Origin of the sequence: Wolbachia endosymbiont of Drosophila bocki, from assembly GCF_028982005.1 — a bacterium.
In the GTDB taxonomy this organism is placed as follows: Bacteria; Pseudomonadota; Alphaproteobacteria; order Rickettsiales; family Anaplasmataceae; genus Wolbachia; species Wolbachia pipientis.
On record NZ_JAPQLG010000089.1, the window covers coordinates 1 to 11,873 of the forward strand.

Annotated in this window: 10 protein-coding genes; 9 read left to right on the forward strand and 1 reads right to left on the reverse strand. The window is 35.3% G+C overall.

The annotated features are described in order from the left end of the window. The first annotated feature begins 276 nt into the window (after positions 1-276). The 7 genes from OZD61_RS01830 to OZD61_RS01860 all read left to right on the forward strand — a co-directional run bounded on the left by OZD61_RS01830 (position 277) and on the right by OZD61_RS01860 (position 9,559). Complete coding sequence (locus OZD61_RS01830) at positions 277-798, forward strand: cytochrome b (protein ID WP_274979637.1); 522 nt, start codon at positions 277-279, stop codon at positions 796-798. Between the two features lie 5 nt (positions 799-803). Beyond that, on the forward strand, positions 804-1,832 hold the full coding sequence (locus tag OZD61_RS01835) for an NAD(P)H-dependent flavin oxidoreductase (RefSeq protein WP_274979638.1): 1,029 nt from the start codon (positions 804-806) through the stop codon (positions 1,830-1,832). Positions 1,833-1,955: 123 nt separating this feature from the next. Then, entirely contained in the window at positions 1,956-3,356 is a 1,401-nt protein-coding gene (locus OZD61_RS01840) for a hypothetical protein (RefSeq protein ID WP_274979639.1), read from the forward strand. A gap of 94 nt (positions 3,357-3,450) precedes the next feature. Further along, positions 3,451-3,825 carry a hypothetical protein gene (locus OZD61_RS01845; protein ID WP_253303543.1) on the forward strand — a complete coding sequence of 125 codons (375 nt, stop codon included), beginning with the start codon at positions 3,451-3,453 and terminating at the stop codon, positions 3,823-3,825. A gap of 44 nt (positions 3,826-3,869) precedes the next feature. Continuing rightward, positions 3,870-6,224 (forward strand): VirB4 family type IV secretion/conjugal transfer ATPase, encoded by a 2,355-nt coding sequence (locus OZD61_RS01850; RefSeq protein ID WP_274979640.1) that lies wholly within the window; start codon positions 3,870-3,872, stop codon positions 6,222-6,224. Continuing rightward, the gene (locus OZD61_RS01855; protein WP_274979641.1) at positions 6,205-8,952 is read left to right on the forward strand and encodes a hypothetical protein; all 2,748 of its coding nucleotides are present in this window, start codon (positions 6,205-6,207) and stop codon (positions 8,950-8,952) included. The genes OZD61_RS01850 and OZD61_RS01855 overlap by 20 nt, the downstream gene beginning before the upstream one ends. Positions 8,953-9,073: 121 nt before the next feature. After that, positions 9,074-9,559, forward strand: a complete 486-nt coding sequence (locus OZD61_RS01860) for a WBM0748 family T4SS-associated protein (protein ID WP_274979642.1) — start codon at positions 9,074-9,076, stop codon at positions 9,557-9,559. Here the strand turns inward: OZD61_RS01860 and OZD61_RS01865 are convergent. Further along, positions 9,556-10,047 carry an SH3 domain-containing protein gene (locus OZD61_RS01865; protein ID WP_007551030.1) on the reverse strand — a complete coding sequence of 164 codons (492 nt, stop codon included), beginning with the start codon at positions 10,045-10,047 and terminating at the stop codon, positions 9,556-9,558. The genes OZD61_RS01860 and OZD61_RS01865 overlap by 4 nt on opposite strands. 70 nt (positions 10,048-10,117) lie before the next feature. Between OZD61_RS01865 and OZD61_RS01870 the strand changes: the two genes are divergently transcribed. Further along, complete coding sequence (locus OZD61_RS01870; protein ID WP_274979644.1) at positions 10,118-11,482, forward strand: pyruvate dehydrogenase complex dihydrolipoamide acetyltransferase; 1,365 nt, start codon at positions 10,118-10,120, stop codon at positions 11,480-11,482. A gap of 69 nt (positions 11,483-11,551) precedes the next feature. Continuing rightward, positions 11,552-11,839 carry a hypothetical protein gene (locus OZD61_RS01875; RefSeq protein WP_274979643.1) on the forward strand — a complete coding sequence of 96 codons (288 nt, stop codon included), beginning with the start codon at positions 11,552-11,554 and terminating at the stop codon, positions 11,837-11,839. Positions 11,840-11,873: the final 34 nt, after the last annotated feature.

The window sequence follows — 11,873 nt, forward strand, 5'->3', positions numbered from 1 at the left end:
ACATGAGACGCCAGATACGTTGAGTTTTTTTGTCATTTAATCTGTACAGAGAAGATAAATAAATAGCTTCAGTTTTATGATAAGGGAGCTGGCGAAGGGTGTCAAGTAAGTTTTGCATTTGATCCGTTTCTATGACTTAGATGCCAGTGCCTGCTACTTGACTCTCGGCTGGGTCAAATTTGTATAGCTACATTGTCGGTAAATCTAAATTGCTTTAATAATTTTGATTGAAAAATAGTTTTTCTATTATATAAATGCTACTTTGGGGTAATCAAAATGGAAGACGATAAACATAGCCTAGGTTTAAGGGTTATCCATTGGCTGATGGCTATTTTTATTATCGGCATGCTTTGCTCTGGACTTTATATGAAAAGCTTACCACTTAGCAATGAAATTAAGTTCAACATATACGCTATTCATAAGGCTTGCGGTATCACTATTCTTGGATTAATCATAGTACGCATATTTTTTCGCGTCTTTACTTATGTTCCACCACTTCCAGCAAATTTTTCTCGGTTTGTAATCAATATAAGTAAAGCAGTACACTTTGGTTTATATTCTTTGATGGTGCTAATGCCACTATCTGGCTATGTCATGTCTTCTGCTTCTGGCAAACAGATCAAATATTTTTTTCATATCCCTTTGTTGATTAATCAAAACAAAGATCTAGCTAACACGGCTAACGAGCTACATTCGATGCTTGCATATTTTATGGTACTCTTTATAATCTTACATATGCTTGGCGCCTTAAAACACACATTTATAGGTAAACAAAACATTTTTAAACGTATGATATAGGTTATATGTTAAGTAGCCTCTGGAAAAAAGGAACAGATTTTCTTGGCAGTGAGTTTGCTATAATGGGTGGTGCTATGAGCTGGGTTTCAGAGAGAAACTTGGTCTCAGCAATCTCAAACGCTGGTGGTTTTGGTGTGATTGCATGTGGTACAATGTTCCCAGACTTACTGGAAAAAGAAATCATAGAGACACAGAAGTTAACTAACAAGCCATTTGGTGTAAATCTAATTACTATGCACCCAAAGTTGAGTGAGTTGATAGATGTGTGTATTGAAACGAAAGTGAGCCATATAGTGCTTGCCGGTGGACTGCCAACAAAGCCTAATATAGAAAAAATCAAGGGTGCAGGCATTAAAGTTATGTGCTTTGCACCAGCATTAAGCCTTGCGAAAAGGTTAGTAAAAATGGGAGTAGATGCATTAATAATAGAAGGAATGGAAGCAGGTGGGCATATAGGTCCAGTTAGTACTTCTGTTCTTGCACAAGAGATATTGCCTCATTTTAAAAATGAACAAATACCAGTGTTTGTTGCAGGTGGAATAGGAAGAGGTGAAATGATAGTTAATTACCTGAAAATGGGAGCAAGTGGCTGTCAAATAGGTACATTATTTGTCTGCACTAATGAGTCAATTGCCCACAAAAATTTTAAGGAAGTGTTTATTAAATCGGCCGCACGTAATACAAGACCTTCTGTACAGATAAGTGCTGATTTTCCTGTAATTCCTGTAAGAGCTATAGCCAACAAAGCAAGCGATGACTTCATGAAGCGTCAAAAAGAAGTTATTGATGAATACCAAAAGGGACAGATCTCAAAAGAAGATGGGCAGCTTGAAATAGAAAAGTTCTGGGCTGGAGCTTTAAGAAGGGCAGTGATTGAAGGAGATGTTGAAACAGGATCTTTAATGGCCGGCCAAAGTGTTGGCATGGTTGATAGGGAAAAGCCTGTAAAAGAAGTGATAGATATATTAGTTCAACAAGCAAACAATCATATTGAACGCAAATCTGTAGAAGTAGAAAGCCCAGAAAGCAAATAGTTAAGCGACCTTCCAATAAGCAAGTTGCCGCAATTATTTATAATATGGCATAATTGCCCAGTTTTAATGTAAAATTAACGCTAAAAAGGTATCTATACATTTTATTATGTATGGAGGAATGTTATGCACAGTCCCTTTAAAAAACCTATGAGTAAGGAAGGAGATATTAACCAACAATTGAGCAACACTATATACAAAAAGGTAACAGCAGAAAATTATCAAGAAAATCAAGATGAGACTTCCAAAGAATGCAAAAGGTTGTTCAAGCAGGGAGCTAGTCCTAAAACATTGGCTGAATTGGAAAAAATACTGAGAGAACGACAAAATGAGCAGGCTATTGCAAAACACTTAGAGTCATCCAAGCAAGGAACTAGTCCTGAAGCATTAGCTGAGTTAGAAAAATCAGTGGGGAAAAAAAGAGAACATTATAATAATTATATCCAACACTTTCTTCCAGCGTTGAAAGCAGAAATAACAGAGTCAAAAAAACTAGACTCAAAAAAAAAGGCAGCAATAGTACAAACAATTTTGGATATTACTAACAGGAGCAGCAGTGTAAGCTCAATACCAAATGCTGTTGAAGAAAATATTGAAGATCAAATGCAGCTAAAACATATTGAAGAGCAAAACAACACACAAGAAACACCCTTGAATGTAGCTGAGAAAAAAAGTGGTGATAATAAAATACTTAGTAATTCAGATGTTACAGAGGAAGTGTTTGAAAAATATAGCAAGGTTGTGAAAGAAATAGAGGAGAAGCAAACTTCTAAACTCAGTAGTGGCAATGACTCAGATAGTGGAATAGACTCACCTAGAACGAGTAAAGAAAGTTTGAAATCATCAGTAAGTAGCAGAAGGAGCAGTTTAACTTTAGTAACAAGCACTTCATCTGAGGAAAGTTTAAACTCAACATTGAGCTCTGTTGAAGGAGATAATGGCTTACAACCAGAGGATGAAGGAGAGACAAAATTAGCACACCTAACTAAAACAAGGTCCAAAGGGCCAAGTGGACGAAGATCTCCTTCTAAATATAATAAAAAGATTGAAGATCAAGTTGAGAAAGAGTCACCACAGGTGTCATCCCAGTGCGTGACACTGGGATCCAGAGAAAAAGAAAGTATGGATACAAATAGTCAAACTACTCAGATGACAGGCAGCCAGGCAAAAGATTCAATGCAACCCGAAGAAAAAAGAGACAGAAAAAACGCCATTACAATCGTGCAGAAATTTCCTTTGAATAAGAAAAAGGGTGAAGATACTCCACTTGAAAAACAACCCAATAACAGAAATCTTCACGTTGCATTTGTAGCAGGTTGTGCTCTCTCCACAATAGGGTGCATTGTTGCAGGAGCAATGACATCAGGATTGATAGGAGCAGGACTACTTGCTATGGTTGCAGTGCTTGCTATAGCAGCAGTAGCTGAATTGCATTCAAACTTCCTATCAAGTAAATTAACATCCATTAATGTGAGTCCTCTTGTTGATGATAAGAGCTTACAGCATGTTCGCAGCGGTAAAAATTAAATATGTGTTACTTGTAGTGGATAAGTGAATTCAGTTCTTGCCTATTGATATAAAAGTTGTTATATTTGGGGAATATTTAAAAGGTGTTTAGTTGATGCGCATTCAATTGAATAAAGTTTTGGTTTTTATAGCCTTATTAAGTTTCATTTTTGCGTCATATTCTAGCGAAGCAAGTTCGGCGAGTGATGAATTAAAGGGTATACAAGAAACGGTAAAAAATTTTATTTCTTCATTTTCAGTTAAAGATACTGTAGAAAATATGAGTCCTTCAACAATCATAGGGTTGTGTATAGCTGCAGTGATACTTGCAGTAGTGTTCAGAGGTCTAATCTTTTTTATGATAATGTTTGGTGTACTGGTCCTGATGTTCGGTAGTACAGAAAAGGCAACAGACTACTTAAAAGAAAAATTTAACTTTACAAAAGATATAAAATTACAATCCGATAGCGAAAAAAAAGATAAAAATTAAGATAGTATTTTTATCTTTTTTAATTATCTTTATTGAATACGCATATGCAGTTAAAAGTACCAACAGTTAACTCTAAGCTTAAAAAAAAGAACAACTTAGCATTACTAGAAAGCATTGATTTAGATTTTGTTCCTTATGCTTGTCATTACGATGAAGAAACCATACTCACAAAACAGGGAGAATTGTTAAAAATAATCAAGTTAGAAGATTATTCTTCTGTTGATAACTACAGCGACCTCAGAACTGAAATTAGAAAAAGCATATCAAAAAATATTAATAGCCTGTATTTTACCGTTTGGATTCATACCGTTAGAAAGCGCAATAAACTGAGCTTGAAATGGAATAAAACTGAAGACTTCTCTGACAACCTACATTCAACGTGGTTTAATAAACTAACTGATAGTAAATTACAGTATATAAATGAACTATACATTGTAATATTGTTTAGCGATTTTGGCAAGCATACTAATAATTCGTTTTTTTTCAATAGAATAAAGAATAAGCATAAGTTGTCTTTACAAGAAAGCCATCAGGAGTTGCAAAAGATAACTGACGTAATTCAAAATGATTTAGGACCTTTTGGAGCTAAAAAACTGAGTCTAAGGTTTAGTGAAGGTAAAATATATTCTGAAATGATAGAATTTCTCCACTATATTGTTACATTAACGCACAAAGATTATCCAATACATGAAAGGGGCCTGTCGCAATATATTAGAAATTTTAAAATAGCTTTTGGTTTCAATACGTTTCAAACAATATTTGAAAATCAACAGAAATTTGGCTCTATTTTCAGCATAAAAGAATACCGGGAAATCTCTTTAGGTAATATAGATAGATGCTTGCAGCTTGAATCTGAATTTATCATTACAGAAATAATGATATTTACTAGTAATAACAAAGCAATAAAAGAATTTAAAAAACAAATCAACATGCTGCAAATTAGTGAGGATAATACCTTACTTAAAAGCTCAGGAATCGAAGAAATAATAGAGCTTGAAAAGACCTCTAGTATAGACTTCTGCCAACAGAAAATTATTTTTACAATATTTGCAGATGATAGGAATAAGTTAGCTGAAAGTATTAGTGATTTATCTTCTATAATGTCATTAGTTGGCTTCATGATGTTTAGAACTGATTTACATATGGAAAGTCATTTTTGGGCACAACTTCCAGGCAATTTTGCTTTTATTACGCAACCGAAAAATATCTTAACAAAATACGCTTGCAGCTTTGCTATGCTGCACGATTTTACGTCAGGTACGTTAAAAGGAAGAAGGTGGAAAGAAGCGGTAATGATTTTTTTCTCAAAAAAAGGAAATCCTTACTTCTTTAATTTTCATGGAAAAAGAAATAATGGCCATACTACGATACTCGGAGCTCCAAATTCAGGCAGAACTTCACTCATTAATTTTCTATTATCAGAATCAAGAAAGTTTAACCCAAGAATTGTCATATTGGATAACACTGGAAAATCAATAATTTTTACTAAAGCAGTGAGTGGTAAATATTACATAATCGATCCAAAATATAAGGACAAAAGCCTAAAATTTAATCCACTAAACATTGAAGATAGTGCTTCCAATCGCAATATGTTGGTTGAACTGATCAGAAGAATGGTAGCCGATGCGAGCTTGGTGGACGTAGAAGAAAAGATAAGAAAAATCGTGGATTCTATATTTGCTATACCAAGGGAATCGCGTTCTATTTCACAAATTTCTGAGGTGCTCTTGCTTCTCGAGGGTAAGATAAGTAGATGGTGTGACGATGGTGACTTTGCTTACTTATTTCAAGATGGTAATGAATCAGATATTGACTGGGAAACAAAAATTATATCTCTCAACACCGCAAACCTTACAAAACAAAAGGAATGTATGTCCGTGATACTTTACTATTTTTTATATTCTTTTGAGGCAAAATGTGATGGCTCGCCTGCAATACTTGTTTTGGATGAAGCATGGGAGATAAGTAATATTTTTCCTACAGAGAAAGAGTTTGATAACTGGATGCAAAGAATGACGGAACTAAATGTTGTAGTAATCCTAAGTACTGAGAATTTAAATCTCGCATTTGCTAGCAAATTTACTCAATATTTAGATAAACATGTTGATACAAGAATCTTGATGCCGAACGTCAATGCAAATAGATTATACATGAAGGCATTTTCTCTATCGAAAGAGGAGCTGAATATAGTTCTGCAGACGCCAACACAGGAAGGTTTATTTTTGATAAAACAGTACAAAGGATTAGTAACCTTAAATCTGGATTTGAAGGATATGCAAGAAATACATGTACTTTCAGCTAACAAAGAGACTATAAAGTATATGTATGAGGCAATAAAAGAAAAAGGAGAAGAAGTTAATGAGTGGTTACCGGTATTTTATGAGAAGTGTAAAGCTTAATTTCTTATTGATGTTTTTTTTGATACTTGGTCTTTCGTATCAAGGATATGCTGATTGTCCAACATTTGTAGAAAGTAATACTTGGTGGGAAGCAATAGTTGGTGGAGATTGGGTAAAGGAAATTAAGGTGCAAGCAATAAAAGATCAAGGAGTTGATGGTTACTTTAATCCCAAAATTAGAGTATGTGCTTATGATGGACAAAGTTATTGTTATGGCTTACAAAGTGGGGAATCCTGCCGCCAGATATATGGAACGCAAGGTACAGGAGCTGGAGTTTCTGCTGCAGCTTTTATCGACTGGGAAGGAGATAAAACAAAAGCTGGAGGAGAAATTGCTCGGGGTCTTAAATGGGAATGGGCAGACGGTGTTACTGATGAGGAAAAAAGAAGATTCGCTAACTCTCCTAAAATATGTGCTTGCAGTCAAAAAGGGGCTTGTATGTCAGGAATTTCTTCATGGGGTTCTAGAGTATTTTCGGGTGAGAATATTTTCCGTCCTGGGGAGATGGAAAAAGTCTGTGATACCTGCTACCAAACGGCAGTAAAATGTGCTCCTGTGCCACTTGCACCTAGCCCTCCTTCGTTCTGTGAACAACTTGCGATGTCACCTCCACAAGTTAGAATTGTTCCTATAACAAATGAAGATAATGATTACTTCGATCCAAGAGTCGGGGTGATAATTAGCGGACTGGAGGAAAGAAAAGAGTTAGGTTTTCCACACGTTGTTTCAAATAATGAGAACATTCCAAATCACTCATATACTGTTACAGATAAGGATACTCACTATTACTTCAAAACCTATAGAAAAAAGGGCCAGCTCTGCGCTGAATACCATGGAACTCAAAGTATAGACAAAAAAAATCCACAGTTCGTCCGCTGTTTCCCGGCACCACCTGCTCCAGAGCCTGAGATAGTGAAGGTAGCAAATGAAAACACGCTAGAAATAAAAATGAAGATGAGCGAGAGCACTTGTACTTATAGAGCACATGGAGTCTACAGCAATGGTGTCTGTACTTTCAATGTTATCACTAATTCTACTAAGAACATCGGCCCTCTATCTTTAAAAGTAGTAAAACCAGCAATAGTAGCAAAAACGACTGACAGTAGTAACACAAAAAGTTACATTGATAATATTATAGAAGGTATATTAGAAAGTAATCCGCAACAATTTAAAGTTCTGAAAGAATATGGCTATGTTCCTGATATTGAAACGGAATGTAAAGAGTTTCAGGGGAATAAGTGCAAATTGAACAACTTAGGACAACCAGAAATAGAAGTAAAGTATAAAGGAAATTCTAAAAGTAAAATGCTTTGTCTTTCTGGATGGCAGCCAGAACCAGAGGAGTTTGTTCTTGAAAGAGAAGGTAAGGTAGTACCACTAAAATCAATGGGAACAAAATATATTGAATACAATTCTGTTTATTCAAAAGAATCAAATCAGTTCTATTATCTTCCAAGCAAGGAAATAGGTGACCTTTTGAAAAGACCTCAAAATCAGTTGGATAAAATAATGTTTAATAAGCAAGGGTATGTTTTCTTCCCTGACGACAATAAACAGGAAAAGGGGAAATGCAGTTACTGTGTAAAAAGAAATGATAAGATAGACGACGCATTTAAATCTGATAAAGGACTGAAAGTAGTATACAAATTGACGGATGTAGAGCATAGAGAAAAATGTAATCAAGGTGACGATGGCTGCATCTGCTTTAATGGAACATGCAGCCGTTCAACACGATATGTAGACAAAGAAAACACCCAATCTTTTTATACAAAGATTTCACAAGATGCAAATGGCGTTGTCACGCAACAAGAAGCACCAATTAAAGCAAACAGAACAGAGGTTTTTTACGCTGATAAATTGTGTAGGTTCGATTTAGAAGGTCTCAAAGAGAAGTTAAAAGAGATAATCGAGAAACAACTGGAAAAAGAGAAACAAGAACCGGAAAAAAAGAGCGAAAAGTCCCATGTTTTTGGAAGTGGAGATTATGATGTGGATGGCTCACAAATAACATCTAGCCGTGTTGAAATAGAAGTGTGGGGATGTGGTGAAGCAGGTCACATAAAAGATACACCTTACACTTACACACCTAATTCCACTGAAAGTAGAGTAGGAATGCCAGGAGATTATATAAAAGCTGAATTGGAAATTGATCTTGATTATCCTATAATTAACATTAAAGTTGAACGGGGAGGAGGTAACAGGGAAAAGGAATATACAGATAAGGATGGGGGTCCTATTTTTATAAGAAAGTGTCGTTTAGGTAAACAAGAGTGCAAGGATTTAATCACTATGGGAGGCGGAGGCATCTATAAAATATATGAGTATAAGGATTATACCGAACCAATAATTGATGATAGTGTAAAATTAAAAGAAAAAACCACAACAACAGGATTGCGGGTTACTGAAGATAATAAAATAATATATATAGAAAATGGTGAAATCAAGCATGAAACAGTAAAGTGTAGCAAGGGTTTTGGAAGCAGTAAACCTGGTGCAGGTGGTTGCATTGATAAAAGTAAAAGAATTTATGGTAAAGGCTCTGCAGGGCAGGTGAAGGTAACGCCTATTATAAAGGGATTTGACATAAACATAATAAATGATGCTATTGAAAAAATGATAGGAAATCGATATGATCCCGGGGGGGTTAGGGATTTTTCGAGGAGTGAGTTTGACACGAGTTTAACTAAGATGATTGAAGAGGAACTCAAAAAAGAATTGTTAAGGTAAAAAGATATAACTCTGAAAATTATGCTCTCGTTTTAATAATTAATTAAAGTAAAGCATGTAGTAAATGGTGTAATTGCTGTATCTTAACAAAAAGGTATAACGAATGTAAGGAGGGTACTTTATGTCTCTAAAGAATAAAATTTCTGAGCTAATAGAACAACAATTTAGCATTAAATACCATGACAATTATTTGGCTTACGCTATACATAAGTGGGCTGCAAGCGAAATATCTAATTCTATTGCTTTTTGCATAATTGGTTGTGGAAATTGCAAGATTGGATATCAAGATGCTGCAAATTCGTTCAACATAACAAAAGAAGAAATTGAACAAGGCAATATTGCAAGCATAGAAAGTAAAATAAAAAATGAAGCTGAAAAATCAGGTAGCGAGTTTTCTGAGTTGATTTCTAGAATGGATCAATCGCTAAAAGAGCAGAGTGAAAAGTCTATTGTACAAATTTTAGATTCATCCGCTGGGGAGATGTTAAGGAGTTTCTGTGATAGCCCTGTACAGTCTCCAGAGCCTCAAGAACCCTCTGCTTCATCTGAAGAGCATGCTACAGAAGGCCCAGAAACTAGTGTTAATTCAGATCTTTTGTCAACCTAATCAACCCCATATATATGTTTTTTTTGTACCCATGCTTTGCGTTTTGGGGTGGAAAGAAAGCACCATTCTTCGTTGCATTTTTCTATCTTCATCACAACAAACTTGTCTATTTTCATAGTAATCTTGCTGTCTACACTCTGTTTTTGATATCCATAGGTATCTTCTTTTACAATCGCGTAGCGCTTATCACTAAGAAGATTGCCTTTTATCCATCCGCAGTCTTCATCTATATCGCAGACCTTTTTCCAACTCTCAAACTCCTCTATCACTTTCAGGGGCAGATTTTTGCAAGTGTATATCCATTTTACAGGATAGTGAAACCCTGGCCCCGTTCTCATGTTGATCTTATTTGATTTGGTTGAAACAAAGTTGTTAGCAAACAAGCTATGGCTAAATAATAAAAACAATAGGATAATAGTACTGAACCAAGATCCCAGTGTCACGCACTGGGATAACGTGAGGGATAGTGTAACAGACTTATTCATCATAATTCACGATTAGGTTGACATAAGATAAAGAGTAAATTAAAAATTGAATAGATCTTTAAATGCAAAATCAATGCCTATAGAAATATTAATGCCTGCTCTTTCACCAACAATGAGCAAAGCTAGAGGAAAAATTGTAAAGTGGCATAAAAAAGAACAAGACAAAGTTGAAGTAGGCGACGTAATTGCTGAGATAGAGACTGATAAAGCCATAATGGAGTTTGAATCTATAGATGAAGGAGTCATAGCAAAAATTTTAGTAACAGAAGGAACAAGTGGCGTGTCTGTAAATCAACCAATAGCTTTAATGCTGGAAGAAGGAGAAGATGAAAGTGCACTTAACAACTATACTTCAACTTCCATCAATAGTGCAGTTAAAAAGGAAGTGACAAAAAGTGCTGTTGATAATCAAAAATCAGAACACCAAGATTTAAACGGAAAGCCAATAAGTCATTCTTCGGTGTCATTCCAGCGCGTGACGCTGGAATCCAACCCCTCAATGTCATCCCAGTGCTTGACACTGGGATCTAGAAAAGAAGAATGGATCCCAGTGTCAGCTACTCAGATGACAGAGGGTTATGCAGAAGGTAGAACAAAAATAAGCCCATTAGCTAAGAAAATAGCTCAAAATGAAGGGGTTAATGTGCAGCAATTAAAAGGTACAGGACCATATGGTCGCATAATTAAGGCTGATGTGTTGGAGTTTTTAGGCAGTGGTATACATACTGAAAGTCCTGAGAAAGATACCATAGTTGAAGTAAGCAACATGCGCCAAGTGATAGCACAGCGCCTGACTGAATCAAAACAGAATGTTCCACATTTTTATTTAACTGTAGATTGCCAGGTTGATAAGTTAATATCGTTAAAAAACGAGATTAACTCAGCAGATGAAAACAATAAAGTAACAATTAATGATCTAATCATAAAAGCTGCAGCTTTCAGCATGAAAAAATTTCCTGATATAAATTCTTCGTGGATAGATAATAAAATACTGAGATATTCAAATATAGATATTTCAATCGCTGTGGCACTTGAAGATGGGCTAATTACTCCTATAGTAAAAAATGCTGATAAAAAGGGTATTTTATCTATATCAAAAGAAGTGAAAGATTTAGTAAGCAGAGCAAGATCTGGAAAATTGAAACCTGAAGAGTTTCAAGGAGGAGGGTTTACTATCTCCAACTTAGGGATGTTTGGTATAAAAGCCTTCAGTGCTATAATCAATCCGCCGCAATCTTGCATTATGGCAGTTGGTGCATCTAAAAAACAACCAATTGTTATGAATGAGAAAATAGAAATAGCAGAAATAATGACAGTAACGCTCTCTGTTGACCATAGAGCAGTTGATGGGGCACTCGGAGCAAAGTTTTTAAATGCCTTTAAGCATTATATAGAGAATCCTCTGGTGATGCTTATTGAAACTGCGGTAATCTATTAGCATTGTTATTACAAAATTAATACCTCTAAGTTTACACTTTTATTAGTTAATAGGTTTAGAGGTAAAAAAATGAATACTACAGTAGAAAAAAATAATCCAAAAATTTTTCCTCAAAATGAAGGAAAGATTAACTTAAAAGGCATGGTTGCCCCACCTGTTCCTCCGAAATCTTCCCAAGCTAAATTTGCTGGAATAAAAGCAATTTTTGAGCGAAATGTACCTCATTCTCAAGCAAATGATAGTAATAAAACAGTGAGTAGCAATCTTGGAAGAACATTTGGCCCAACAATGCAAAAACTCATGGAAGACAACATTCATAGCACTCCTAAGAACCTGTTAAGGATCTCGAAAATATGAGGTAAAATAAGCATAGTTAAGAAAGAGGTATATC